The 22,648-nt window shown below is 71.0% G+C and carries 28 protein-coding genes and 3 pseudogenes; 5 read left to right on the top strand and 26 right to left on the bottom strand.

What is annotated here, in order from left to right:
* Positions 1 to 38 precede the first annotated feature (38 nt).
* From IE142_RS26855 to IE142_RS26770, 19 genes are all read right to left on the bottom strand, one after another.
* Positions 39 to 950, bottom strand: coding sequence for a phosphoadenosine phosphosulfate reductase (locus IE142_RS26855; protein WP_191888142.1), 912 nt, complete (start codon positions 948 to 950; stop codon positions 39 to 41).
* Between the two features lie 56 nt (positions 951 to 1,006).
* The gene (locus tag IE142_RS26850) at positions 1,007 to 2,806 is read right to left on the bottom strand and encodes an AAA family ATPase (protein ID WP_191888141.1); all 1,800 of its coding nucleotides are present in this window, start codon (positions 2,804 to 2,806) and stop codon (positions 1,007 to 1,009) included.
* Positions 2,807 to 2,818: 12 nt separating this feature from the next.
* Positions 2,819 to 3,127: a hypothetical protein gene (locus IE142_RS26845; RefSeq protein WP_137961641.1), complete on the bottom strand. Its 309-nt coding sequence runs from the start codon at positions 3,125 to 3,127 to the stop codon at positions 2,819 to 2,821.
* Positions 3,127 to 3,939, bottom strand: coding sequence for a DUF2303 family protein (locus IE142_RS26840; protein WP_191888140.1), 813 nt, complete (start codon positions 3,937 to 3,939; stop codon positions 3,127 to 3,129). Before IE142_RS26840 ends, IE142_RS26845 begins: the two co-directional genes overlap by 1 nt.
* 2 nt (positions 3,940 to 3,941) lie before the next feature.
* Entirely contained in the window at positions 3,942 to 4,307 is a 366-nt protein-coding gene (locus IE142_RS26835) for a YfdP family phage-associated protein (RefSeq protein ID WP_191888139.1), read from the bottom strand.
* A complete protein-coding gene (locus IE142_RS26830) occupies positions 4,304 to 4,504 on the bottom strand; it encodes a transcription factor WhiB (protein ID WP_191888138.1) in 201 nt (66 codons plus the stop codon). The genes IE142_RS26835 and IE142_RS26830 overlap by 4 nt, the downstream gene beginning before the upstream one ends.
* On the bottom strand, positions 4,501 to 5,088 hold the full coding sequence (locus tag IE142_RS26825) for a hypothetical protein (protein ID WP_191888137.1): 588 nt from the start codon (positions 5,086 to 5,088) through the stop codon (positions 4,501 to 4,503). Before IE142_RS26825 ends, IE142_RS26830 begins: the two co-directional genes overlap by 4 nt.
* Positions 5,085 to 5,714, bottom strand: coding sequence for a hypothetical protein (locus IE142_RS26820; RefSeq protein WP_229830894.1), 630 nt, complete (start codon positions 5,712 to 5,714; stop codon positions 5,085 to 5,087). Before IE142_RS26820 ends, IE142_RS26825 begins: the two co-directional genes overlap by 4 nt.
* The gene (locus tag IE142_RS26815; protein WP_191888136.1) at positions 5,711 to 5,989 is read right to left on the bottom strand and encodes a hypothetical protein; all 279 of its coding nucleotides are present in this window, start codon (positions 5,987 to 5,989) and stop codon (positions 5,711 to 5,713) included. The genes IE142_RS26820 and IE142_RS26815 overlap by 4 nt, the downstream gene beginning before the upstream one ends.
* A complete protein-coding gene (locus IE142_RS26810) occupies positions 5,986 to 6,744 on the bottom strand; it encodes an exonuclease domain-containing protein (RefSeq protein WP_191888135.1) in 759 nt (252 codons plus the stop codon). The genes IE142_RS26815 and IE142_RS26810 overlap by 4 nt, the downstream gene beginning before the upstream one ends.
* Positions 6,741 to 7,913 carry a recombination directionality factor gene (locus IE142_RS26805; protein WP_191888134.1) on the bottom strand — a complete coding sequence of 391 codons (1,173 nt, stop codon included), beginning with the start codon at positions 7,911 to 7,913 and terminating at the stop codon, positions 6,741 to 6,743. The genes IE142_RS26810 and IE142_RS26805 overlap by 4 nt, the downstream gene beginning before the upstream one ends.
* Complete coding sequence (locus IE142_RS26800; RefSeq protein WP_191888133.1) at positions 7,913 to 8,860, bottom strand: hypothetical protein; 948 nt, start codon at positions 8,858 to 8,860, stop codon at positions 7,913 to 7,915. Before IE142_RS26800 ends, IE142_RS26805 begins: the two co-directional genes overlap by 1 nt.
* Positions 8,857 to 9,297, bottom strand: coding sequence for a hypothetical protein (locus IE142_RS26795; protein ID WP_191888132.1), 441 nt, complete (start codon positions 9,295 to 9,297; stop codon positions 8,857 to 8,859). The genes IE142_RS26800 and IE142_RS26795 overlap by 4 nt, the downstream gene beginning before the upstream one ends.
* A complete protein-coding gene (locus tag IE142_RS26790) occupies positions 9,294 to 9,674 on the bottom strand; it encodes a hypothetical protein (protein ID WP_191888131.1) in 381 nt (126 codons plus the stop codon). Before IE142_RS26790 ends, IE142_RS26795 begins: the two co-directional genes overlap by 4 nt.
* The gene (locus IE142_RS37400) at positions 9,671 to 9,796 is read right to left on the bottom strand and encodes a hypothetical protein (protein ID WP_268252976.1); all 126 of its coding nucleotides are present in this window, start codon (positions 9,794 to 9,796) and stop codon (positions 9,671 to 9,673) included. Before IE142_RS37400 ends, IE142_RS26790 begins: the two co-directional genes overlap by 4 nt.
* The gene (locus IE142_RS26785) at positions 9,793 to 10,830 is read right to left on the bottom strand and encodes a hypothetical protein (RefSeq protein ID WP_191888130.1); all 1,038 of its coding nucleotides are present in this window, start codon (positions 10,828 to 10,830) and stop codon (positions 9,793 to 9,795) included. Before IE142_RS26785 ends, IE142_RS37400 begins: the two co-directional genes overlap by 4 nt.
* Entirely contained in the window at positions 10,827 to 11,153 is a 327-nt protein-coding gene (locus IE142_RS26780) for a hypothetical protein (protein ID WP_191888129.1), read from the bottom strand. The genes IE142_RS26785 and IE142_RS26780 overlap by 4 nt, the downstream gene beginning before the upstream one ends.
* An 83-nt stretch (positions 11,154 to 11,236) precedes the next feature.
* A complete protein-coding gene (locus IE142_RS26775; protein ID WP_191888128.1) occupies positions 11,237 to 11,425 on the bottom strand; it encodes a hypothetical protein in 189 nt (62 codons plus the stop codon).
* On the bottom strand, positions 11,422 to 11,715 hold the full coding sequence (locus IE142_RS26770; RefSeq protein ID WP_191888127.1) for a helix-turn-helix domain-containing protein: 294 nt from the start codon (positions 11,713 to 11,715) through the stop codon (positions 11,422 to 11,424). The genes IE142_RS26775 and IE142_RS26770 overlap by 4 nt, the downstream gene beginning before the upstream one ends.
* 267 nt (positions 11,716 to 11,982) lie before the next feature.
* Here IE142_RS26770 and IE142_RS26765 point away from each other — a divergent pair, with 267 nt between their 5' ends.
* Together IE142_RS26765 and IE142_RS26760 are read left to right on the top strand one after the other, a co-directional pair.
* Positions 11,983 to 12,402 (top strand): helix-turn-helix domain-containing protein, encoded by a 420-nt coding sequence (locus IE142_RS26765; RefSeq protein WP_229830892.1) that lies wholly within the window; start codon positions 11,983 to 11,985, stop codon positions 12,400 to 12,402.
* A gap of 153 nt (positions 12,403 to 12,555) precedes the next feature.
* A complete protein-coding gene (locus IE142_RS26760) occupies positions 12,556 to 12,834 on the top strand; it encodes a hypothetical protein (protein WP_191888125.1) in 279 nt (92 codons plus the stop codon).
* Between the two features lie 69 nt (positions 12,835 to 12,903).
* On the opposite strand, the pseudogene IE142_RS26755 reads toward IE142_RS26760, so the two are convergent.
* Positions 12,904 to 13,194: pseudogene (locus IE142_RS26755) on the bottom strand (ABC transporter substrate-binding protein); the annotation flags it as partial.
* Between the two features lie 234 nt (positions 13,195 to 13,428).
* Between IE142_RS26755 and IE142_RS26750 the strand changes: the two are divergent.
* Positions 13,429 to 14,258 (top strand): annotated as a pseudogene (locus IE142_RS26750) (IclR family transcriptional regulator domain-containing protein).
* Here the strand turns inward: IE142_RS26750 and IE142_RS26745 are convergent.
* The 4 genes and pseudogenes from IE142_RS26745 to IE142_RS26730 all read right to left on the bottom strand — a co-directional run bounded on the left by IE142_RS26745 (position 14,209) and on the right by IE142_RS26730 (position 17,781).
* Entirely contained in the window at positions 14,209 to 15,147 is a 939-nt protein-coding gene (locus tag IE142_RS26745) for a PDR/VanB family oxidoreductase (RefSeq protein WP_191888123.1), read from the bottom strand. The pseudogene IE142_RS26750 and the gene IE142_RS26745 sit on opposite strands and share 50 nt — an antisense overlap.
* Complete coding sequence (locus tag IE142_RS26740) at positions 15,144 to 15,317, bottom strand: hypothetical protein (protein ID WP_191888122.1); 174 nt, start codon at positions 15,315 to 15,317, stop codon at positions 15,144 to 15,146. The genes IE142_RS26745 and IE142_RS26740 overlap by 4 nt, the downstream gene beginning before the upstream one ends.
* Positions 15,314 to 16,387: a Rieske 2Fe-2S domain-containing protein gene (locus IE142_RS26735; protein ID WP_191888121.1), complete on the bottom strand. Its 1,074-nt coding sequence runs from the start codon at positions 16,385 to 16,387 to the stop codon at positions 15,314 to 15,316. Before IE142_RS26735 ends, IE142_RS26740 begins: the two co-directional genes overlap by 4 nt.
* A gap of 99 nt (positions 16,388 to 16,486) precedes the next feature.
* A pseudogene (locus IE142_RS26730) lies at positions 16,487 to 17,781 on the bottom strand (MFS transporter).
* A gap of 171 nt (positions 17,782 to 17,952) precedes the next feature.
* On the opposite strand from IE142_RS26730, the gene IE142_RS26725 reads away from it, so the two are divergent.
* On the top strand, positions 17,953 to 20,007 hold the full coding sequence (locus IE142_RS26725; RefSeq protein ID WP_191888120.1) for a phosphocholine-specific phospholipase C: 2,055 nt from the start codon (positions 17,953 to 17,955) through the stop codon (positions 20,005 to 20,007).
* A gap of 31 nt (positions 20,008 to 20,038) precedes the next feature.
* On the opposite strand, the gene IE142_RS26720 is transcribed toward IE142_RS26725, so the two are convergent.
* Together IE142_RS26720 and IE142_RS26715 are read right to left on the bottom strand one after the other, a co-directional pair.
* A complete protein-coding gene (locus IE142_RS26720; protein ID WP_191888119.1) occupies positions 20,039 to 21,013 on the bottom strand; it encodes a DMT family protein in 975 nt (324 codons plus the stop codon).
* Entirely contained in the window at positions 21,010 to 21,804 is a 795-nt protein-coding gene (locus IE142_RS26715) for a phosphatase PAP2 family protein (RefSeq protein ID WP_191888118.1), read from the bottom strand. The genes IE142_RS26720 and IE142_RS26715 overlap by 4 nt, the downstream gene beginning before the upstream one ends.
* 210 nt (positions 21,805 to 22,014) lie before the next feature.
* On the opposite strand from IE142_RS26715, the gene IE142_RS26710 reads away from it, so the two are divergent.
* Entirely contained in the window at positions 22,015 to 22,629 is a 615-nt protein-coding gene (locus tag IE142_RS26710) for a TetR/AcrR family transcriptional regulator (protein WP_191888117.1), read from the top strand.
* Positions 22,630 to 22,648 lie beyond the last annotated feature (19 nt).

Here is a 22,648-nt window from a genome sequence, read left to right as displayed (position 1 = left end):
GCCGCCCCTGCTTGCCTCAGGGGCGGCCGGCCAGCTGTTCACGTCATGCACCAGCCGCTGTCGCACAGGCCGTCGGCCTCGTCGAACATCGGCAGCAGGTCGACGCCGTCCGGAATCGCCTCGCGCAGCGGGCGGGCGAAGCGGGTGAGGTAGACGTGGTCCTTGCCCAGTTCGTCACGGCGCTGGTTGAGGAGGTCTTCGAGCTGGCACGCCTTCTCGAACTCCTCGGGCTCCTGGCGGCGCATGTCGTGCCAGGTCTCGGGTCGGTGGAACGGGCAGAAGTAGCAGCTGCTCTTGGGCGGGACAGGCAGGCCGGCCTCGCGGATGACGCGCTGGCAGTCGTCGCGCCGCAGGCCGAGGTCGAGGAGCGGGTAGACGATCCGTTCGTGCGGTTCTACGCGGCGGTTGTTCGCGCGCTGGATCTCGTCGACGGAGATGCCAATGCCGATCGTGGCCAGCCGCGGCGGTACGCACTTGGAGCAGTCCGGCTGCGGGACAGCGCAGTCCACATCGCAGTCCGTCATGCGGTGCGCCCGGCACGCGCGGCCCGCGGTTGCCCCGCGGCGCTTCATCTCCTTCCCGACCACCTTGATCTTGAAGTCGGCAGTGCAGGAGCGGGTGCCGGGTGCGCCGTTGGACATGCGCACCGGGATCGGCAGGGACCGTGAGCCGGGCCGCGTGAGCCGTCCGTGCAGGGTTTCCACGGTGCCGTCGCGGCGGATGCGCTGGACTTCAGCCAGCTCGATGCCGTGGTCGGCCGCGTAGGGCTTGGCGTACTCGGCGACGTACCGCAGGGTTGCGGCGCGCTCGCTGTCGTCGCCGACGTTGGCGAAGACGAACAGCGGGAAGTCGATGCGGCCCTGCGCGGCGAGGACGAGGAGGGCGGTGGACTGGACGCCGCCGCCGTAGCTGATCGAGCGGAGTGCCTGGGGCGGGTCGGTGGTCGTCACTGTGTGCTCCTTAGTGGGTGTATTGCGCGTGATGGGTTGTAACCGGATGACCGCGCTCAGGCGGCGTCGTGGGGTTGGTCTGGGTGGCTTCCGGTTTCGGGGTCGCATCCGAGGTGGGTGTCGTAGCCGCGGTCTCGTCGGTAGCCGGTGAGGGGCTTGTCGCAGATGGTGCAGAGGGGGTCTGAGCCGTGCTCTGTGTCCGGCGTTCCCTCCCCGTTCCCCCTCTTCGAGGGGGGAACGTGGGGAACGGGGGGCGTTCCGGGTGTTTCCCCGACGTTTCCGGGAAACGTTTGACCTGCGGTTTCTTCGTTCCGGGGTGCGTTCCGGGAAACGTTTCCGGGAAACGTGGTCTGGGAACGGTCCGGGAAACGTTCCGGGGAAACGTCGAAACTGGGCATATCGGACCTGGCTTTGCGGGTTCGGACGGCCTCCGCGATCTTGCTGTTGCCGCCGGGCACTCCGAGCTCGGCGAGCTTCTCCCGGACTACGCGGTTGCCCGCGTCGTTGGGTACGCCGGCCCGGTCGAGGGTCGCGATGATGTGTTCCACGGTGCCGGGGATCGCGGCCATGCCGGAGGGGGTGCCGGGCTCGTTCTCGTAGGTCATCAGGACGTGGCGGGTGCCGCCGAGCTTCCAGTTGTCGCCGTCGCGTTGGGCTTGGCGGAGCAGGGTGAACTGGTCGGGGCCGATGCCGGTGCGGGTGTGGGTGCGCTTGAGGGAGAGGACGCCTCCGCCTTGGGCGGACAGCTCCCAGACGTGGTCGACGTCTTGGGTCTTGGCGGAGGAGCCGCGGCCGCCGCGTTCCTTGTCCTTGCCGAAGTGGTCGAGGCGGACGGATGAGATGCGGTCCCGTTTCAGCGGGAGGAGGGTGTGCCGGTAGAGGTTGAGCCAGGTGTCGGCGTCGTTCTCGGGTCCGGAGATGAACCGGGACACGGTGTCGATGACGACGAGCTGGGCGCCGGTGGCTTTGACGAGGGCGATGAGGTCGGCGCCGCCTCCTGCGGTGTCCAGGGGCCGGATCGGGGGGAACGAGGCGTACCGGAGTTCGCCCATGTTGAGGGGTCCGGCGCCGAAGCTGAGGAACCGTTCCTGGACCTGTTCCTGCCCGTTCTCGGCGTCCAGGTAGAGGATCGGCAGCGGAGCCTGCGGGTCGTCGCCGAGGAACGGCTGCCCGGTGGCCATGCGCCACATCCACTCCTGCGTGAAGAGGGACTTGCCGGCCTTTCCGTCGCCGACGAGGGTGATCTGCTGGCCGGGGCCCATGAGCTTGCCGAGGAGGAGCTGGATCGCGCCGAAGTCGGTGGCGAAGAACGTGCCCCAGTTGAGGAGGCTGGCGACGAGGTGGGAGGGTCCGCGGCCGGTGTTCTCGCGGAGCTGTTCGGCCTGCTGGAAGTTGGCGACCAGCTCGGCGAGTTCTTCGCCGTCGGCCTTGCGGTCGATGGCGGCCTTCAGCTGGGTGGAGTGTTCGTCGTAGCGGCGTTGGCGGGCGGTCTCGGCGATCCGCTCGGCGAAGGCCGGGGCCATGGCGGGGCTGATGGTGTAGCCGCCGAGGCGGTATATCAGGTTGCCGTTCTCGACGCGGTGGAGCTGGCCCTGCTTCTCGATCTCGGCGCGGACGAGGGTGGGGTGGGGTTCGGTGTTGGTGGCGACGAGCCCGGCGACGGTGTCCCAGATGAGTTGGTGGGCGGGCTTGTAGAGGTCGTCGCGGTTGATGAGGAGTGCGCACTCGTTGTAGGCGTGGCTGGAGTGCATGACGACGCCGACGACGTATTCCTCGGCCTCGGCGTCGTGGGGGGCGGTTCGGGTGAGGCCGTCCTGATCCGCCGTGGGGTGCGGGATGCGGCGGACGTTGTCCACGGGGCGGTCTCCTCAGAAGAGCGTGGTCGGTTCGGTGGGGCGGCACTTGTGGCTGGTGAGGTGCTGGTGGGGGCAGTCCGGTGGGTGCCGGTGGTGGGTCCAGCGGAGCCGTAGTGCGCGGTGGGGGCCGCGGGGCAGGCACCAGACGAGGTCGTTCGGTGTCCGCTCGGTCAGCGCCTCGGGGTACGGGAGTCGGGCGTCGGCCGGTGGGAGGGTGACGGTCGCGCGGATGGCGGCGGTGTCTCCGACCCACTGGACGAGGACCGGGAGGCCGCAGGCGGGGCAGCGGGAGTCGGCGCCGCCCCGCTTGCGGCCGGCCATCAGGCCGCGGTCCCGTTCATGACCGGTGTGTCGATCTGCTCGCCGATCGTCTTGACCACGTCCGCGAAGGCGGTCTTGCGGATCTCGTCGGGGCGTTCCAGCTTGTAGCCGAGGCGGAGGCCGTTCTGGCCGATGCGGTGGCGGAGGCGGGCGGTGAGCTTGTAGCCGTCGCTGCCTTCGAACGGGATCAGGCCGATGGTGAAGACCTCGGGCACCGACAGCTGGCCCTTCTGCCCGGCCTTCGCCGTGGTGGTCTCGACGTACTGGAACTGCCGCTGGCCGCTGCTCAGCCGGGTGGCGGACTGGAAGTCGACCTTCTGCGCGGCCTGGAAGGACTGGGCGATCTCCAGCATCTCCGCGGCTGAGGGCTCCAGGAGCTCGGGGAGGTGGTCTTCGAGGAACTCGGCGAAGTCCTCCTGGCTCATCAGCTCCCCGTTCCAGCGGAGCCACTGCTTCCACGCCTCGGTCTCGCGGAGGGCGAGGTTGAGGCGGTGCTGGGCCCAGCGGGCGCCGTCGGCCTGGTGGGCGTCGAGGACGGCGGTGACGGTGAGGCGGTCGCTGTCGGCGTAGACCTCGGAGGCGTCGTCGTGGTGCTTGTCCCAGTAGGCGAGGAAGGACTGGGCGTCGCGGACGGTGGTGGTGCCGGTCTTCCGTTCGAGCTGGCCGGTGTGCTCGGGGCCGGTGAGGTCGACCTTGTGGAGGCCGCCGCCGGGGAGGACGAAGGCGTAGATCTTGCCCGGCGTGAGTTCGGCCGGCGGCGCGGCGGCGAGTGCGGTGCTGACGATGGTCTGGGCGTTGTCGGTGGTCGTCATGGTCAGGCGTCCTTGAAGGTGTTGGTGGAGGGGGCGTTGCGGAACTCGATGGCCATCTGGCGGGGGTCCTCGCGGACGGGCTGGCCGTCGTCGTCGAGGAAGTAGAGGGACTTGACCGGGGTGGGCTTCGGGGCCTTCACGGCGGACTCGACGCCGATGGGCAGCGGCGCGCTGTCGACGCCGTTGGCGGGGGGCTCGACGACGATGGTGATGACCATCGAGCCCTTCTTGCCGTGGGTGCGGACGGCGTCGAGGAGGGTGTGGAACTCGGCGGACAGTTCCTCGTCGGTGCGGCCGTTGAGGTGGGAGGCGAGGAAGGCGGCGACGGGCGCCTGCTGGATCTCGCCGGTCTCGGTGTTGGTGGTCATCGCTGGGTGGTGCCTTTCTGGTTGGCCGAGCAGGTGGCCCGGTGGGCTGTGGTGGGGTTGTCGCGGAGGAAGTCGGTGACCTTCTGGCGGCCGGCGATGCGGCGGTGGGTGCCGCAGGCGGTGCAGAGGAAGTCCGCTATGGGGGTCTGGCCGCGGTCGGTGCGGGTGATCTGGAGGCCGCCGAGCCAGCCGGTCATGCCGCCGCCGTTCGGTTGCGGCGCCGTTTAAGGCCCTGAGGCTTCTCGTCGGGGTCGTCGATGTCGTCCCAGGCGAGCGCGGATACCCAGCCGTTCTGGGCGGCGATGGTGCGGGTGCGCTTCGACGGGCCGGGCGTCAGTGCCTTCTCGCGGAAGATCCGTGCGACGGCTTCCGCCTGGTCGCGGGGGATCCGCTGGCGGCGGCCGACGACGATCTCGGTGACCTGGGTGCCATAGATCCCGGCTTCGGCGCCGATGTGGGAGATAGGCCAGCCCATGACGGCCAGGGCCTCGAGGCGGCGGCGGGTGCCGATGGCGGGCACTCGGTTGGGGGCGTCCTCGGGGCGGAGGTTGAGGATCGAGGTGATGGTGCGCTGGTGAACGGTGGCGACTTCGCCGTGGAGGATGTTGTGGATGGTGCGGCGGTCGACTTCGGCGGTGTCGGCTATCTCGGTGTTGGTCCAGCCGCCCTTGCGGAGGGTGTGGATGTGCTGGATGACGGGGGTGGTGGGGACGTAGCCGGGGATGCCGCGGAGGCGGCGGAGGCGTGCGGCTTTCTCTCGGCGAGCGGTGTAGGTGCTCATCGGGCGTTCACCGCCTCGCGGTTGGGCCAGCGCACCGAGTCGATGGCGCGGCGTCGGTCGTCGGAGACGACGGCGAGGGGCCAGCCGAGCCAGTGCAGGCCCATGGCCAGGAGGATGTAGGCGTCGGCCTCGTCGTACTTCGCCAGGCCCTCGGTGGTGATGCCGTAGGTCTCGGCGACGGCCTGGCGGACGACGGCCTTCAGCGGGTCGCCCTTGAGCCGGTTGCCGGTCTCGGGGTCCTTCGGGGCCGCGGTGCCGACGGCGTAGATGATGCGGTGGTCGGGGTTGACGACGGCGTACGGGATGCGGCGCTTCCACAGGTCGTGGCGGACCATCCACCTCATCGCGGAGAGGGCGTCGGCGCCGTTGTTGTTCTTCGAGAAGGCGGGGCCCTCGATGACGACGAAGTCGGCGTGGCGGATGTGGTCGGCGATGCCGGCGAGCTGCTGCTCGAAGCGGGAGTGCTGACTGGCGCCCTTGGCGGTGACGTGGTCGGTCCAGCCTTCGCCGGCGATGCCGGTGGTGCCCATGGCGACGTCGAGGCCGATGACGCGGGGGATGGTGGTGGGCCGGGGCCCGGCCGCCGTGGTGGCGGCCGGTGCCTCGACGTCGAAGAGGGTGGTCACTGGGTGTCTCCCAGGTTGATCGGGGTGGTGTGGCGGCATTCGGTGCAGCACATGCCGCCGGTGGCGAGGCGAAGCTGGAGGGTGGGCCGGTCCTGGACCGGGCAGTGCGCTTCGGTCTGGTCGAGGGCCTCGACCGGGCGGAGCAGCTGCTCGTCGGCGGCCGGGCGGGTGGCGCGGTGCCGGCCGGTCGGTGTCGGCCAGGAGCGGGCGACGATGACGGAGCCGACTCCGACGGCGGTGACGGCCGCTCCCATGGCGGCGGCGAACTGGCTCACGACTCACCGCCCGCGCGCTGGGCCGGGATCAGCGGCCAGGAGCCGTCGATCCGCTTGTTCGGGTCGCCGCCCTGCTCCGGCGTGGCCCGGGTCCGGAACCACTCCTGGAGGCTGGCCTGCTGCCCCGCCCGCCACGACTGCTGCGCGGCGAACAACTGCGCCGGGCCCATGTCGCCCAGCCGCGGGTGCTTCTCGAACTGGGCCTCCGCGATGAGGAGCGCGGCGAGCGCGTCGGCCTCGGCGGTGTGCCAGTCCTCCAGCTGCACGCCATACCGCTCGGCGGTCGGCTTCAACTTCCGCTGGCCGGAGCCCTTCACGTACTTGTCGACCTGCTTGTCGATGACGTGCGGGTCGATCAGGGGCAGCGGGAGGCCCGCATACTCGGCGAGGCGCTCCTCGACGGTCGGCAGCCCGTTGCGGACGAGGTCGTGGTGCAGGATCGTCCAGTCGAAGGACTGGTTGAACGCGACGATCGGCATGCCCCACGCGGCGGCCTGGAAGAGGTTGGTGGCGATCTCGTCGAGGGCGGTCTTCGGGTCCTGGCCATCGGCCTGGACCATGGCGTCGGTGATGCCGTGGACCTCGGACGCCTCGGCCGGGATCGGGACGCCCGGGTTGATGAGCCAGGAGAAGACACGGTCGTCTCGGCCGCCGCCGCGGACGATGAACGCGGCGGTGACGATGCGGTCTTCGAGGGGGTTCGGGCCGGTGGTCTCGGTGTCCCAGGCGGCCTTGCGGACGTCGGTGAACTTCACGCGACCTCACCCGCCTTGAGCGCGGCGAGGAACGTCTCCAGCTGGCCGAGGCTCGCGGACGACGGGTGGAGGCCGCCGTGCTGCCGGGCGAACGCGGTCTCCAGCTGCTCGGTGGTCAAGCCGCGGGGCCCGGCGGCGGCCATGATCCGGAACCACATCGCCTCGGCGGCAGCCGGGTCGGGGGCGTCCTCGACGATCTCGACGTCGTGGACGAACTCGTCGATCTGCTCCTGGTCGGCGTCGCCGTAGTCGGCAGGGTTCAGCTGCCGCTCGGTGTCATCAGGGTGGGGCTGGTCCGCTCCGCTCTGGGATGGCGCTGCGGGCTTGGCCAGTCCGATCGCCTTGAGTTGCTCCAGGTAGGCGGGCGACGCACCCGCCTGCTTGGCCGCCTGGAAGACAGCCAGGGCATCGGCCTGGGTCGCTGCCTCCTTCGTCTCCACGAGGAAGTCCCGCTGCGGACCCGACGCGTTGGCCGGAGCGGCTTCGATCGCGGCACGCTCCGGGCCCGACGCCACCGCGGCCGGGGCGCCGGTGATCTGCCCGGCCATCAGCGCGGCCGGGGTGATCTCCACGTCCAACGTCGGCACCTTGAAACGGGCCAGCTGGTCGTTGACGATGGCCGTCTTCTCTTCCATCCCGAGCCACCCGGCGACGTACCCGCCGGCCTGCGACAGCAGCTCGGCCGCCGGGGGCAGGGTGACGGCGGCGTAGTAGCCCTTGGAGATGAGGAGCCACTGACCGAGCGCCGGGACGTCGCGGAGCATGACGTTGACGCGGGTGGTCATGGCGCAGTCGCGGTTGTCCGGGTCGCACATGCAGGGCCGGTCGGACTTGTGCTCGGTGACGCCGTCGCAGCGGCGCTGGCACTTCGATCCGGCATACAGCTCGTACCACTGCGAGACCGCGTCCTTCGGCGGGATCAGCACGGGGAGCCGGTTGGCCTGCGAGTACACCTCGAACTCGCTCGGCCCGCCGTTCGCGGGGGTCCAGGGCTTGACCTCGCCGCCGTACAGGTTGGCGACCTCGGTGAGGATCTCCCGCGAGGGGCTGGTGAAGCGGAACTTGTCGAGCTTGGCCGGGCGCGTCTTCCCGTTGCGGGTGGGGACGACGTGGCCGAGGCGGATCTCGCCGAGCTGCCGCATGCGGCGCTGGAGGTCGAGGATGGGCATCAGGCAGCCCTCTTTTCGCTGTTCGTGGTGGGCAGGGTGAGGGCAGGACGGATGACGGTCTTCGACAGGCCGGACGTCCACTCGGCGTTCCGCTTCACGGTCAGGAAGGCGTCGAACACGGCGTCGTCGGCGACCGCGGGGATGAGCCGGTAGCCCTCCGGCCGCAGGTGCAGGACGACGCCAGACCAGAACGTGGAGGGCATCGGGACCTTCGTGCCGTCCTTCAGCCAGGCGACCTTGGCCTTGCGGTAGGCGGCCATCTGGAGCGACGCCTCGGGGTAGACGCCCTTGACGTCGAGTTCGCCGCCGGTCTTCGTGTCGCCGCAGAACACCGTGTCGGCGGGGACCTCGGTGTCGAAGTACTCGGCCAGGGCGGCGGCGATGAGCGGCGACCGGAGGAGGTAATCGAGGGTGCCGGCGTAGCCGTGCTCTTCGTTGCCGACGACCATCTCGGATGCCTCGAAGGTGACTTGCCACTCCTCGACGAAGGTCAGGAAGTGGTCGAGGAACGGGGCCAGCTCTTCGTTGGTCAGAAGGTCGGCGGGCATCGGCTCGCCGAGAACGTGGGCTTCGATGAGCTTGTGGACGGCGGAGCCGACGTCCTTGCGGTCGTCCTTCTTGCGGGTGTGGGCGCGGCGGAGCCAGTCGTAGGCCTCGGTGCGCTGATCCGGGTAGAGGGAGGAACTCACCAGGTAGGGCAGGTTCGCCATCGCGGTCTCGGCGGTGATGTTCCCGGCCCAGAACGTGAGGGCGTCGCCCTTGGAGCAGCCCTGCTCCAGGATGGTGGTGACGCGGCGCAGCTTGAGGTCGGTGCCCTTGACGCGGTACCAGCCCTGGGAGGGCTTGGGGATGCGGTCGGTGCCGGTCGGCGCGCTCGCGGTCTTCCGCGTGCGGCGGCCGGCGGCCGGGGCGGTGGTGGCCGCCCCGACCGTCGTGCTCGTGCTCATCGGGAGGTGACCTCCGTGCGGGTGCTGGGGCGGGAAGCGGTGAAGAACCGGACGCCCTTTTCGTCGTGCTGGGTGATGGCGCCGGAGTCGCGGAGGACCGCGAGGTCGTGGCGCGCGGCGCGGACACCGAGGCCGGGGTAGCTGTTGGCCTCGTACCAGCGGGCGACTCGGCCGGACTTCCAATGGCTGTCGTCCTTGGCCATGTCGGCGAGCAGGTGGGCGCGGCGGGCCGTGTCCGCGGCGAACGCGGGGCTCGGTGCGGCGGCCGGGGTGGCCTCGGTCTTGGCGGCCTCGCGGGCCGCGGACGCCTCCAGGCGGAGGAACCGCAGGACCGTGTTCTTGCTGACCGTCTTGTGCGTGGTGACCGCGAGGCGGCTTTCGAGCTTGGCGGTGAGGTCGGTGAGGACCTCGGCGGCGATGGCGGCGCGGGTGGTCATGCGGCACCTGCCTCACGCTGCGCCGGGATCGACGCCACCGGAGCAACCGGAGCGACCGCCCGCAGGCGGTCCGCCAGCGCGGCCACCGCGTCCCCGTACACCGGCACCTCGAACCCGACCCCGTCCAGCAGCCGCTCCATCAGCAGCTGCTCCGGCGCCCACCCGTCGTACTCGCCCGTCGTGCCGCGCTGGTCGGCGATCTCCAGCAGCAGCGCCAGCAGGTCGGGGTCGTCGGCGATCGCGGTGAGCCGGTCGGTGAGGAAGTGCTCCAGGTCGAGCATCACGCCGGTGGGGATGCGGCGGACGTAGATCCGGGTGGGGCCGGTGATGGCCGGCCGCCGGAAGAGGCGGTGCAGGATCAGGCGCAGACGGGTCATCGCGTGCCTCCGTGGCGGCGGTTGCGCAGGTTGGAGAGGGCAGAGGGGACGTCGCTCGCGCAGTAGGCGAGGAAGACCGTCCAGGCGATCGCGAACCACATCAGGGCTTCGAGAGCGGTCACTGGGCACCGCCCGTCTCGGCGGCGGAGCGCTGCGCGGCGGGGCAGTCGGCGGTCGTGTAGTGCACGGCGCCCTCGCCGCAGTCACACGGGCCGGACAGGCCCTCGTCGGCCACGGCGCTCGGCATGATGCGTCGGGCCTCGGCCACAGCCGTCTGCGCGTCGGGCCAGCAGAACATCTCCGCGTCCGACAGCAGCGCGCTGTACTGCCACCCGGCCGTCGTCCATACCCGGCGGCCCTTGTCCGTGCGGCGGGCCTCCATCACGGCGAAGCCGGTGGTACCCGGGGCGCGGCGGACGTACAGGCCGTAGCCCGGCTCCCACATGCGGAACTCGGTGGCGGACGCGGTCAGCGCCTCCAGCTCGGCGACGCGGGCCTCCGCCTTACGGATCAGCGCTGCCTGGACCTCGAAGTTGTCGGCCTGGTTCTTCTGGCACTGCTCCAGCTCGGCCGCGTAGTCGACGACGTTCCCGAGGACCAGGCGCAGGTCGTCCTTCGACACGCGGGCGTCGAGGACGGCACGGGCGCGGTCCAGGACGGTGCGGGGCTGCTGCGGCTCCTGGCCCACCGGCCTCCGAGCGGCGCGACGCGCCAGCATGCGGTCCTTGACCTGCTCCTCTGACGGTCGCTCCCAGCCGTGCATCCCCGCGCCGGTCATGTACCGACGACCGTGGACCCGCTGGACCACGCCGCAGTGTGCGCAGCCGTACGGCTCGGACACCCGCTCACGGATCACGTCACGCTCACGGCGCGCACGAGCCGTGTCGAACTGGGCCTCGCGCAGCTCGTGCTGCAGCTCGACGACCTGCTTCGCCAGCCGCTCGGCTTCGGAGCGCGGCGCCGGGCCCACCGGCATCGGCAGCGCATCCGCCGAGCCAACGATCCCGCGCTCCGCCAGCTCCGGCAGCGTCGCCATCACGAACTCGGGGCAGGAGCAAACGTCAGCCAGCGCGTACAGGGCGACCCCGCCCTCCGTCACCGTGCGGCGCGTCCAACAGGCGCCGTCCCGGGTGTTCACCACCAGCGGGGCGCTCATGCCGCCACCGCCGAACCAGCCGCAGCCGCCGCACACGACGCCCACACGTTTACCCGCACGTCACGCCACTTCGCGAAGATGTGGAACGTCGCGTGCTCCACGCCCTGCGACGTCACCGGCTGCTCGTGCAGGGTCGCGCCCAGCGCCTCGGCGTACTCCGCCATGGCCGGCCGGACGTCGAAATCCGAGTTGTAGGCGACGGTGCCGGACAGCATTCCGTCGCGGTCGATGCGCCACGTGGCGGGCGCCAGCTCGGGGTGCTCCGTGAGGAGCTGCACCAGCGCGAGGGATGCGCCGTGCTGCGGGATAGGGTTGGTCTTCAAGGTGACCTCTTTCGTGGTTGATGTGGTCGCCGAGTCGGGGGTCGCCGGGCCTGCAAGCGGGCGGCCCTTCGGCGTTGATGGGGTCAGGCGGCCTGCGCAGTCGGCTGCTCCGGCACACTCAGTGCGGTCGCCGACTCGAACAGGACCCGCAGGCGCTCGATCTGCTCCGGCGTGAACCGCGGGGCCTCTCGGGCGCTGCGCCGCGCTTCCTCCGCCGCAGCCGGTCCGAGGCGACGCTCGGCCTGCTCGATGGAGAAGCGTGGGGCGCTCATACGGCCACTGCCGCGAGGTGCTTCGGCTCGATCGGCGCCTGGATGGTGCGGCCGGTGGGCTTCCAGAGGACGAGAAGGTCGACTCCAAGCCTTCTGGCAATTGCCGCAGCCTCGTCCTGTTCGGCGGTCTCGCGCTCTCCCGTCCGCAGGTGACCGATCTTGCTGGGGTGGCAGCCGGCCACCCGGGCGAGCTCGCGGACGCTGACGGAGCGGCCGTCGCCGGTGCGCTCCATGAGCTGGACCAGCAGGTCAGCGCTCACGAGGACCATGGCGTTGTGCTGAGGGCGCATGTGTATCACCTCCGTAGACGCTGTGTGCGTTTCCGTGAACAAGGACGACAGTACATCCCCGTAGACGTGCTGTCTACGGAAGCGCACACCGCGTCAAGATTGAGTCATCACGCCTCAGGGGGATAGCGCTCGCGATGCGTTTGCGTAGATACTTTGTGTCGGGGGGCGAACGGTTGTGCCCACTGACCTGGTATTTTCGCTTTGATCTCCAGGCGTAACGTAGACATCAGGCGTCACGGATCGACTTGAGAGGGCACAATGCACGCCATGACGGAGCAGCGAACCGACTTCAGCGATCTCGTAAGGGATCGGCGTGCCGAGCTGGGGATCAGCCTGCGTGAGCTGGAGTCCCGCGCCCTCGACCCGGAGACCGGCGAGCAGGTCCGGTTCGGGTGGATCAGCAAGGTGGAGAAGGGGCGCTCCGTCGATGCGCCCGCGCCGGCCGTTCTCCGTGCCCTCGCGGCGGGCCTGCAGTTGCCCCTGCGCGTCCTGCAGGAGGCGGCGGCGGCCCAGTTCCTCGACATGACTTCACAGGTGTGGAGTGAAGACCGGACGACGCGCGTATTGGCTGCCCGCATCGAGGAGATGACGGACGAGGAGCGGCGGCAGCTGGCCGACATTGCGGAGACCTTTACCCGGAGGCGGACGCAGCGTAACGGCCCTGGCCAGGACAAGTCGGACGATTAGTACGACTTTCTATTACTCAGTGATTCACACTGGTCACAGCCTGATCGGTATGGCACGGTGGTGATCCGCCTGGGGGGCGCTATCGGATCACTCCGTACGCGCATTCGAACGTTTCATCGATTGCGTGTGCGGCTGTACCAGGGAGGGGAAGCGATGGCGGACGGGGAGATCACGGGGTCGCGCATCGAGCCGAGTGACGCGGGTGTATCAGCGTCAGGTGGATCCGAACCCGGTGACGTCCAGATCGACGTCGAACTCCGAGATGGTCTCCCCGGTGGGCGAGCCTTCATCGCAGTCGAGCAGGACGGTTTGGTCACCTGGCTCGCCGACAAGAACAAGGTTCCTGAGCAGGCCGTCGGTGACCTCCTTGCCGAGATGCGCAGCATGGTCCGCCAGCGGGGATGGGTGCAGAACTGGTCCGGGGCAAGCTGACTCGACTGGGAGAGTGTCCTTTTGAAGCCGTAGGCCTAGTGGCCTGTGGCTTTATTGGCTACCTTTGTGCATGTTGGAGAAACCGAACTGGAACTGGCCGCTCACCACACCGGGCACGATCGCCGCCCCGCCCTGCGCGCCGGAGAACTCGAGCTTCAGCCCGCGCTCCTCGAAGAAGCCCTTCTCCTGACCCAGGTACAGGGGCGCCACGTCGACGATGGGGATGAGGCCCACCTTCAGCGTGGTGGTGCCGCCGTCGGACGAGCCGTAGTCGTCCGGCCCTTTGGAGTCGGACGAGCCGCACGCCGTCGCGGCGGCCAGGACGGACACGGCCGTGAGGCCGACGAACAGACGACGCATGACTCCCCCTGTGGGACCGGACCAGGTACTCCGACAGGCTGTGCGCAGACAGCACGAACGTGCTCAGCGGGAACGTAGGGCCCGCGTCGAGGGGCGGTCAATGCCCCTGCAGGCATGGCCGTTGAGGAGGACGACGAGCCTCGTTGACAGTGCGAGTCGGGCACTCGTAGCGTGCGCACTGCGTACGGTCGTCCGTGCCGTACGTCCTGCCGTGAGGCTTTCGCCGGAGGCCAGATGTCCGATGCAGCCCGCGCACCGCACTTCGTGAGGTCCTTCGAACGGGGCCTCGCCGTCATCCGGGCCTTCGACGCCGACCACCCGGCGCTGACCCTGAGCGAGGTCGCCCGTGCCGCGGAGCTGACCCGCGCGGCCGCCCGTCGCTTCCTGCTCACCCTGGCCGACCTCGGCTACGTCCACACCGACGGCCGGCTCTTCCGGCTCACCCCGCGCGTGCTGGAGCTCGGCTACTCCTACCTGGCCGGCTTCACGCTGCCGCAGATCGCCGAGCCGTACCTGGAGTAGCGGTCGCCCAGGTACGGGAGTCGTCCTCGCTGTGCGTCCTGGACGGCGACGACGTCGTGTACGTCGCGCGCGTGCCGACCAGCCGGATCATGACGGCGTCGATCACGGTCGGCACCCGCTTCCCGGCGTACCTCACCTCCGTGGGCCGGGTGATCCTCGCCGACCTGCCGGACGCCGAGATGGAGACCCGGCTCGCCCGGGCCGACCTGCGCCCGCACACCGCGCGCACCCTCGCCTCGGCGGACGCCCCGCGCGCGGAACCGCGCCGGGTGCGCCGGCAGGGCTACGCCCTCGTCGACCAGGAACTGGAGGACGGCCTCGGGTCGGTCGCCGCGCCGGTGCGGGACCGGGACGGTGCGGTGGTGGCCGGCGTGAACATCGCGGTGCACGCCGGCCGTAACTCCGTGGAGTCAGTGCGCCGGGTCCTCCTGCCGCCCCTGCTGGCGACGGTCGCCCGGATCGACGCCGACCTCCGGATCACCGGCGCGGGAGTCACAGGTCCAGCACCAGCCGCCGGCCACGACAGCGCGACACACAGATGAGCATCGTCTCCCCGGCGGCCCGCTCCTCGTCGGTGAGCACCGAGTCCCGGTGGTCCGGCTCGCCCTCGACGACCTCGGTCTCGCAGGTGCCGCAGGTGCCCTCGGTGCACGAGTAGAGCACCTCGACACCGGCGGTGCGGACGGCGTCCAGGACCGAGACGCCGGGCGGGACGGCGATCGTGCGCCCGCTGCGGGCGAGTACGACGTCGAACTCCCGGTCGGAGACGTCCGGTTCGGGCTGTCTCGGGCTGAACCGCTCCACGCGCAGGGCACCGGGCGGGCAGCGCGACTCGACCGCGTCCAGCAGCGCTGCGGGCCCGCAGCAGTAGACCAGGGTGTCCTCGGGCACGTCGTCGAGCACACGGGCCAGGTCCAGCAGCCCGGTCTCGTCCTCGGGAGCGAGGGTGACCCGGTCGCCGTGGCGCTCCAGTTCCCCGGTGAACGCCATCGTGGCGCGGGTCCGGCCGCCGTAGAGCAGTGTCCACTCGGCGCCCGCACGGTCGGCGGCGGCCAGCATCGGCAGGATCGGGGTGATGCCGATGCCGCCCGCGACGAAGCGGTAGCGGGCGGCCCGCTCCAGCCGGAAGTGATTGCGCGGACCCCGCACCCGGACCTTGTCCCCGGCTCGCAACTCCTCGTGCACGTACGCGGATCCGCCCCGTCCCTCCGCCTCGCGCAGCACGGCGATCCGCCACGTCTCCCGGTCGGCGGGGTCGCCGCACAGCGAGTACTGCCGTTCCAGGTCCCGGCCCAGCGCGACGTCGATGTGGGCGCCGGGCTCCCAGAGCGGCAGTGGTTCGCCCAGCGGATGGCGCAGGGAGAGGACGAGTACGCCGTCGGCGGCCCTCTCCCGGTGGCCGACGACGAGTTCGGTCTCGTACGGGGTCATGAGCCGCTTTCCCGGGGGTTGTGGTGTCCTTGCGGATGGGCGAGCATCCAGTCCCACATGGCGACCGGGTCCTCGGCGGTGTGCTCGGCGCCGCAGTGGCAGGTGCCGTGCAGGACGTCGGTGCCCGGGAGCCAGTCGATGCGATAGACCTCCCCGGCGGGCACGCTCACCGGGCCACCCGCTCGACGGGCGTGTCGCCCTCCTCGACCAGCCGGGCGAGGATGCGGCGGGCGGCCAGCCCGCCGGTGTCGATGTTGATGCTCAGCTCCTGGTAGCCGGTGCGTTCGGTGCCGAGCGTGCGCTGGAGCAGGTTGAGCGCGTCGACGTCCTGCATGACCACCGTGTGGTTGTTCTTCCTCAGGAACTCGGTGACCTCGGCGTCGTCCGTCGCCCAGTCCCGGGAGACCGCCCAGAAGTCGTACACCTTGCCGTCGCCGGACGGCGTGACGGCGTAGGTGATCTCGGTGTGGAAGCCGCCCGGGTCGCTGCCGTCCGTGCCGGGCAGCACACCGACCGGGGCGACCCTGCTGTGCAGCAGGTACAGGCAGGGCGCGTGGTACTCGATGTCCTGCCACCGCGAGATGCGTCCGCCGATGCCGGTGGACTTGGCGTAGAACGGCGGGCACTCGGCGTCGTCCATGTGCCGGCTGACCCGTACGATCCCCGCGCCCTCGTCGACCTCGGTGGTGATCGGCGTCTCGGCGACCTCGGGCGTGCCGATGTAACCACCGTGCAGATACGTCTCGTGGGAGAGGTCCAGGAGGTTGTCGACCAGCAGCCCGTAGTCGGCGTCGATGGGCTCCATGCCGCGGACCGTGACCCAGCCGGGGGAGTCCAGGTGCCGGGCGCGCGGCACGGCTCCGATGTCGGCCAGGGCCGGGTCGCCGATCCACACCCACACCAGGGAGTCCTGCTCGAGGACCGGGTAGGAGGCGATGCGTGCGGTGCGCGGGACGCGCTTCTGCCCCGGCACGTACACGCAGGTGCCGGTCGTGTCGTAGGTGAACCCGTGGTAGCCGCACACGATCCGGTCGCCGTCGAGGCGCGTCGGCGGCTCGGACAGCGGATAGCGGCGGTGCACGCAGCGGTCGTGCAGGACGACCGGGGTGCCGTCCTCCTCGGAACGGTAGAGGACGAGCGGTTCTCCGAGGACCGTCCGGCCGAGCAGGTCCCGCCCGACCTCGTGGCTGTGGGCGGCGACGTACCACTGGTTCCTCGCGAAGGCGGTCATGTGCGGCATCGTTGCGGCTCCCGTCCGTCGTGGATGCCGGCATCGTCGGACAGCGCCTCGCGGGGCGGCAACGCCGCTTCCGTCCCACGGAAGGACGATGCCGGGTCGTCAGCGTGCCAGCTCCTTGTGCGCCGTCTCCGGCAGCCGCAGGTACACCAGCGAGGACAGCAGGCACAGCACCGCGACGTACCAGGGGAAGAGCCCGGAGTGGCCCAGATCCTTGAACAGCGTGCCCACGTACGGCGCCGTGCCGCCGAACAGGGCGACCGTGAGGGAGTAGGGGAAGCCGATGCCCGCCGCCCGGACCCGGGGCGGGAAGATTTCGGCGTTGACGGCCGCGCTGATCGAGGTGAAGCCGGTGAGCAGGATCATGCCGGCGCACTGCACGAGCAGCAGGACGGCGAACGAGTCACGCAGGGCGTGCAGCAGCGGCACGCTGAGCAGGGCGAAGCCCACCCCGAAGAACAGCAGCAGCGGTCGGCGGCCGAACCGGTCCGACAGCATCCCGCCGAGCGGCTGGAGCAGCGCGAAGAAGGCCAGCGAGATGGTGCCCGCGAGCAGCGCGTCCGACTTGTCCAGCCCGGTGTTGAGCTCCGCGTACGTCGGCAGGTACGACGTCCAGGTGTAGTAGGCGATGGTGCCGCCCGCCGTGATGCCGCAAATCAGCAGCGACTGGCGCGGATGGCGCCGCAGCGCCTCGAACAGGCCGGGACGCGGCGCCCGTTGCTGCTCGGCGCTGCGGGTCTCCTCGGCGCCCTGCCGGATCCAGAAGCCGACCAGGCTGAGCACGGCCCCGAGGACGAAGGGGACGCGCCAGCCCCAGCCGTTCATCCGGTCCTCGCTCAGCGTGTCGACCAGCACCGTCGCCACGCCCGACGCGACGAGCTGCCCGGCCGTCGTGGAGACGTACTGGAAGCTGGAGAACAGCCCGCGCCGGCCGGGTCCCGCGGACTCCACCAGGAAGGTCGTCGAGGCCGCGAACTCGCCGCCCACGAAAGGCCCTGGAGCAGCCGGGCGGCGACCAGGATCACCGGGGCCAGCACGCCGGCCGCCGAGTAGGTCGGGGTCAGGCCGACCAGCAGGCTGCTGCCGCCCATCAGCAGGATCGTGACCGTCAGGGCGGCGCGCCGTCCGCGCCGGTCGGCGACCACCCCCATCAGCAGTCCGCCGACGGGCCGCATGAAGAACCCCACCGCGAACACGGCGAACGTCGACAGCAGCGGCACCAACGAGTTGTCCGCGCTCTTCGGGAACACCTGGTCGGCGATGTAGGTGGCCAGGAAGGTGTACGCGTACCAGTCGTACCACTCCACGGCGTTGCCCACCGAGGCGGCGAGAAGCTGGCGTACGGGCCGTCGGGTGGGCGGGGAATCCACGTGCATGCCTGTCATGATCGCGACCATCCCCGGGTGGCGGACCCGTCACACCTCCAGTACCGAGGACTTTCACACGGGCGCCACCGCACCCTTCCCTGACGTTTGCTGCTCCTGGAACACTCCTTTCGCGCGCAATACGTCATCACCCGGCACCGTCCGGCCGTTTGAACCCCCACCAAGGCGAGAGGTCCTCACTCCATGCCCGATGTCGACCGGCGCAGGTTCCTCCAAATCGCGGGCGCGACAGCGGCGTTCAGCGCACTGTCCGCGAGCGTCGAGCGCGCCGCCGCGCTCCCCGCCAACCACCGCTCGGGGACGATCGAGGACGTCGAGCACATCGTCGTCCTCATGCAGGAGAACCGGTCCTTCGACCACTATTTCGGCAAGCTGCGCGGCGTCCGGGGCTTCGGCGACCCGCACCCGGTCCGGCTCGAGGGCGGCAAGTCGGTGTGGCACCAGGCCAAGGGTGACGGCACGGAGGTGCTGCCCTTCCACCCGGAGGCCGACGACCTCGGCATGCAGTTCCTGGAAGGGCTGCCGCACGGCTGGGCCGACGGCCAGGACGCCTACCACAACGGCAAGTACGACCGCTGGCTGCCCGCCAAGGGCACCACCACCATGGCGTACCTGACCCGCGAGGACATCCCCTTCCACTACGCGCTCGCCGACACCTTCACCGTCTGCGACGCCTACCACTGCTCCTTCATCGGCTCCACCGACCCCAACCGCTACTACATGTGGTCGGGGCACACGGGCAACGACGGAGAGGGCGGCGGCCCGGTCCTCGGCAACGACGAACTCGGCTACGACTGGACGACGTACCCCGAGCGGCTGGAGGAGGCCGGGATCTCCTGGAAGGTCTACCAGGACATCGGTGACGGTCTCGACGCGGCCGGCTCCTGGGGCTGGATCGACGACGCCTACCGCGGCAACTACGGCGACAACTCCCTGCTGTACTTCAACAAGTACCGGAACGCCAGGCCCGGCGACCCCTGGTACGACAAGGCCCGCACCGGCACCGACGTGAAGAACGGCGACGGGTACTTCGACCGGCTGCGCGCCGACGTCAAGGCGGACCGGCTGCCGAAGGTCTCCTGGATCGCGGCCCCCGAGGCGTTCTCCGAGCACTCCAACTGGCCGTCGAACTACGGTGCCTGGTACATCTCCCAGGTCCTGGACGCGCTCACCTCCAACCCCGAGGTGTGGGCGAAGACCGCCCTGTTCATCACCTACGACGAGAACGACGGCTTCTTCGACCATCTGGTGCCGCCGCTGCCGCCGAAGTCCGCCGCGCAGGGCCGGTCCACCGTGGACGTCTCCCTGGACGTCTTCGAGGGCGGCGCGAAGCACCGGGAGGGTTTCTACGGGCTCGGCCCGCGCGTGCCCATGCTGGTCGTCTCGCCCTGGAGCAAGGGCGGCTTCGTCTGCTCCGAAACCTTCGACCACACCTCGATCATCCGGTTCATGGAGCGTCGCTTCGGTGTGCGCGAACCGAACATCTCGCCCTGGCGGCGCGCGATCTGCGGCGACCTGACCAGTGCCTTCGACTTCTCCCGCAAGGACAGCCGCCCCGCCCGCCTGCCGGACACCGACGCCTACGAGCCGCCGGACCGCGAACGCCACCCCGACTACCGCCCCACGCCTCCCGCCGAGCCGGACATGCCCCGCCAGGAACGCGGCCTGCGCCCCGCCCGTCCCCTGAGGTACGTCCCGCACGTGGACGGGGCCGTGGACGCGGCGGCCGGGAAGCTCACGCTGACCTTCGCCTCCGGCCCGCGGGCGGGTGCCGCCTTCCTGGTCACCTCCGGCAACCGCACCGACGGCCCCTGGACGTACACCACCGAGGCCGGCAAGAGCATCGCGGACACCTGGAACTCGGTGTACTCGGGCGGCTCCTACGACCTGACCGTGCACGGCCCCAACGGCTTCCTGCGCGCCTTCCGGGGCGCCGGCAAGGCCACCGGACCCGAGGTCACCGCCCGGCACGCCGGCGACGACCTCCGGCTCACGTTCACCAACGCCGGGAGCGGCACCGCCCGTCTCCGCGTCGTCGACGCCTACGGCGGCCGGAGCCGGACCGTCACCGTGCGCCCCGGCGCCACCGTGCACCACACCGTCGACCTCGCGCGCAGCCGGCGCTGGTACGACGTGACGGTGACGTCCGAACCCGACCCGGCGTTCCTGCGGCGCCTGGCCGGACACGTGGAGAACGGGCGGCCGGGGGTGAGCGACCCGGCGATCGTCACCGACTGACGGCGCCCGCGGGCGGGTGACCGGCGACGGCCTACAGCCGCGTGAGGTGCCCCGGTGCGGGCTGTCGGGGCACCGGGACCGGCCCGACCGGTTCCGGTCCCGTCGACAGCGGTCCTGCCGATGGCGGCCCGCTCCGCCGGGGATCGAGCGACGCCCCGGCCTTGACCGGACCCGCGCCGTCGAGCCGGGGCGGCGTCGCCCGGCTCAGCTGGACCACGCCCCAGGCGGCCAGCGCAGCACCGGCGAGCGCGAGCAGGACTCCGCCCGCGCCGCCCCGCAGCCGCTCACCGAGCAGGGAGAGCCCGATCACCGCGGCGGCCACCGGGTTGGCCAGGGTCACCACCGCCAGCGGGGCGCCCAGACCGCCCCGGTACGCCGTCTGCGACAGCAGCAGACCGCCCGCCGCGAACGCCGCCACCAGCACCGCCACCCCGATCACCTGGGCGCTGAGCAGCGGGCCCGAGCGGTCCGTGGTGGCCACGGTCACCGTCTGGGTGAGCGCCGAGGCGACGCCCGAGGCGATGCCGGACGCCGTCGCGTGCCGCAGTCCCGGCCGGGCGCCGGGCCGGGACAGCAGTCCGATCAGCGCCGCCGTCGCGCCGGACACCGCCAGCGCCTCGGGCACGCTCAGCACGTCGTCGGGCGCCGGTCCCGACGCGGTGAGCAGCAGCGCGCCGAGACCGAGCAGCGTCAGCCCGGTGCCCCGCCACTCGACCGCGCTGACCCGCCGGCCCGCCAGCCGCGCCCCCAGCGGCACCGCCGCGACCAGAGTGAGCGCACCGAGCGGCTGCACCACGGTCAGCGGACCGTACTTGAGGGCCACGACGTGCAGCAGCGCGGCCGAGGCGTTGAGCGCCACCGACCACCACCAGGCACCGGAGGCCAGCAGCCGCAGCGCACCCGACCCGGAACGGCGGGCGGCCAGCCGCTCCTGGGCGACCGCCGCGGCGGCGTAGGCACACGCGGAGACCAGGGACAGCAGGACGGCGAGGAGTGCGCCGTTCATCGGCCCGCCCCCACCGGCTCGCGCCGCTCGGCCGTCCGGCGCCGGAGCTCCGGGCGTCGCCGCGGCACGGCGTGCCGCGGCGGGCGGAGCACGGCCAGGGCGAGGCCGAGCAGGGCGGTCGCCACGATCACGTCGAGCCAGTAGTGGTTGGCGGTGCCCACGATCACCAGCAGCGTCAGCAGCGGATGCAGCAACCACAGCCACCGCCATCGCGACCGCGTCGCGACGACCAGGCCGACCGCCACCGTCAGGGCCCAGCCGAAGTGCAGCGAGGGCATCGCCGCGAACTGGTTCGACAACTCGTCGGTGCGCGGCGGGCCGTAGACCGAGGGGCCGAAGACCCGCGCCGTGTCGATCAGGCCGGTGGCCCCCAGCATGCGCGGCGGCGCCAGCGGAAAGACCAGGTGCAGCACCAGCGCCGCGCCGGTCAGGGCGGCCAGCACCCGCCGGGCCCGGACGTAGTGCGCCGGCCGGCGCAGGTACAGCCAGACGAGAAAGGCGGCGGTGGCCGGGAAGTGGACGACGGCGTAGTAGGTGTTCGCCGTGTGTATCAGGGTGTCGCCGTGCAGGAGCAGCGACTGCACGCTGCCCTCGTCGGGCAGCCGGAGCGCGCGCTCCCAGTCCCACACGCGGTGGGCGTTGCGGAAGGCCTCGGCGGTGTGTCCGGTCGCCAGCTGTCGGCCGAACTTGTAGACGAGGAAGAGCCCTGCCACGAGCAGGAGCTCACGGACGAGCTGCGGGCGCGCGGGCGCGCCCGGTCCCGCTTCCGCAGGCTCGGTGCGAGCGTTCATCCCCCGGCCCCTTCGCTGACGGCGGTGCGTGTGGTTACAGGTGCGGGGCCGCGTGACGGCTCTCATCGATACGACCTCGTTCCGATACGGCAGTGTACCGATACGGTGGTGTACCGGTACACTGCCGTATCGATAGACTGAGGAGACACTGGACTACGGGGTCCTCGAACCCCGCCGCAGCGCCGCTGGACCTGGTGAGGAGCAGAGCCGATGACGTCGCAGGACGCGGACCGACCGGACACGGCCGGCGCCTCGCGCCGCTCCAAGATCACGCCCGAGCGTGAGCAGGAGTTCTTCGACGCCGTGCTCGAACAGATCCGGTCCTGCGGTTACGACGCCGTCACTATGGAGGGCATCGCCGCCAGCACCCGGTGCAGCAAGTCCACGCTGTACCGGCAGTGGAAGACCAAGCCCCAGTTCGTGGCCGCGGCACTGCGCTCCCACCGCCGGGTGCGCTTCGCCGACATCGACACGGGCTCCCTCGCCGAGGACCTGCGCCAGGCGGCCCGTGCCGCGGGCGAAGGAGCCGGCAAGGACACGGGGCTGCTCCAGGCGCTCGGCCACGCGGTCATGGAGGACCCGGAACTCAAGGCCGCGCTGCGCGAGGCACTCGTCGAGCCGGAGATCGCCGCGCTCCGCGGGATCCTCGAGCGCGGCGTCGTCCGGGGAGAGGTCCCGGCCGGCTGTCCGGCGCTGGAGTACGTGCCGGCGCAGCTCTTCGGCATGCTGCGGATGCGGCCCGTCGTCGAGGGCGAGCAGGCCGACGGGGAGTACCTCGTCCGGTTCGTGGAGGCCGTCGTGCTGCCGGCGCTCGGCCTCCCCTGAGACTCAGGTCGCCGTCCAC

It is taken from the genome of Streptomyces mutabilis, from assembly GCF_014649815.1.
Classification (GTDB): domain Bacteria; phylum Actinomycetota; class Actinomycetes; order Streptomycetales; family Streptomycetaceae; genus Streptomyces; species Streptomyces mutabilis.
Note: the sequence above shows the minus strand (reverse complement) of the source record. Positions and strands in the feature narration are given on the sequence as shown.

Excerpts from the sequence above, each read along its gene's own strand:
- IE142_RS26800 (WP_191888133.1), bottom strand. The coding sequence starts at position 8,860 with ATGAGCACGAGCACGACGGTCGGGGCGGCCACCACCGCCCCGGCCGCC.
- IE142_RS26845 (WP_137961641.1), bottom strand. The coding sequence starts at position 3,127 with ATGGCCGGCCGCAAGCGGGGCGGCGCCGACTCCCGCTGCCCCGCCTGC.
- IE142_RS26715 (WP_191888118.1), bottom strand. The coding sequence starts at position 21,804 with ATGAACGCTCGCACCGAGCCTGCGGAAGCGGGACCGGGCGCGCCCGCG.
- IE142_RS26830 (WP_191888138.1), bottom strand. The coding sequence starts at position 4,504 with ATGACCGGCTGGCTCGGCGGCCTCCAGATCACCCGCACCGACCGCGGC.
- IE142_RS26735 (WP_191888121.1), bottom strand. The coding sequence starts at position 16,387 with ATGCCGCACATGACCGCCTTCGCGAGGAACCAGTGGTACGTCGCCGCC.
- IE142_RS26745 (WP_191888123.1), bottom strand. The coding sequence starts at position 15,147 with ATGACCCCGTACGAGACCGAACTCGTCGTCGGCCACCGGGAGAGGGCC.
- IE142_RS26795 (WP_191888132.1), bottom strand. The coding sequence starts at position 9,297 with ATGACCACCCGCGCCGCCATCGCCGCCGAGGTCCTCACCGACCTCACC.
- IE142_RS26825 (WP_191888137.1), bottom strand. The coding sequence starts at position 5,088 with ATGAGCACCTACACCGCTCGCCGAGAGAAAGCCGCACGCCTCCGCCGC.
- IE142_RS26710 (WP_191888117.1), top strand. The coding sequence starts at position 22,015 with ATGACGTCGCAGGACGCGGACCGACCGGACACGGCCGGCGCCTCGCGC.
- IE142_RS26805 (WP_191888134.1), bottom strand. The coding sequence starts at position 7,913 with ATGCCCATCCTCGACCTCCAGCGCCGCATGCGGCAGCTCGGCGAGATC.
- IE142_RS26775 (WP_191888128.1), bottom strand. The coding sequence starts at position 11,425 with ATGAGCGCCCCACGCTTCTCCATCGAGCAGGCCGAGCGTCGCCTCGGA.
- IE142_RS26765 (WP_229830892.1), top strand. The coding sequence starts at position 11,983 with ATGACGGAGCAGCGAACCGACTTCAGCGATCTCGTAAGGGATCGGCGT.
- IE142_RS26725 (WP_191888120.1), top strand. The coding sequence starts at position 17,953 with ATGCCCGATGTCGACCGGCGCAGGTTCCTCCAAATCGCGGGCGCGACA.
- IE142_RS26760 (WP_191888125.1), top strand. The coding sequence starts at position 12,556 with ATGGCGGACGGGGAGATCACGGGGTCGCGCATCGAGCCGAGTGACGCG.
- IE142_RS26720 (WP_191888119.1), bottom strand. The coding sequence starts at position 21,013 with ATGAACGGCGCACTCCTCGCCGTCCTGCTGTCCCTGGTCTCCGCGTGT.
- IE142_RS26785 (WP_191888130.1), bottom strand. The coding sequence starts at position 10,830 with ATGAGCGCCCCGCTGGTGGTGAACACCCGGGACGGCGCCTGTTGGACG.
- IE142_RS26770 (WP_191888127.1), bottom strand. The coding sequence starts at position 11,715 with ATGCGCCCTCAGCACAACGCCATGGTCCTCGTGAGCGCTGACCTGCTG.
- IE142_RS26835 (WP_191888139.1), bottom strand. The coding sequence starts at position 4,307 with ATGACCACCAACACCGAGACCGGCGAGATCCAGCAGGCGCCCGTCGCC.
- IE142_RS26840 (WP_191888140.1), bottom strand. The coding sequence starts at position 3,939 with ATGACGACCACCGACAACGCCCAGACCATCGTCAGCACCGCACTCGCC.
- IE142_RS26790 (WP_191888131.1), bottom strand. The coding sequence starts at position 9,674 with ATGACCCGTCTGCGCCTGATCCTGCACCGCCTCTTCCGGCGGCCGGCC.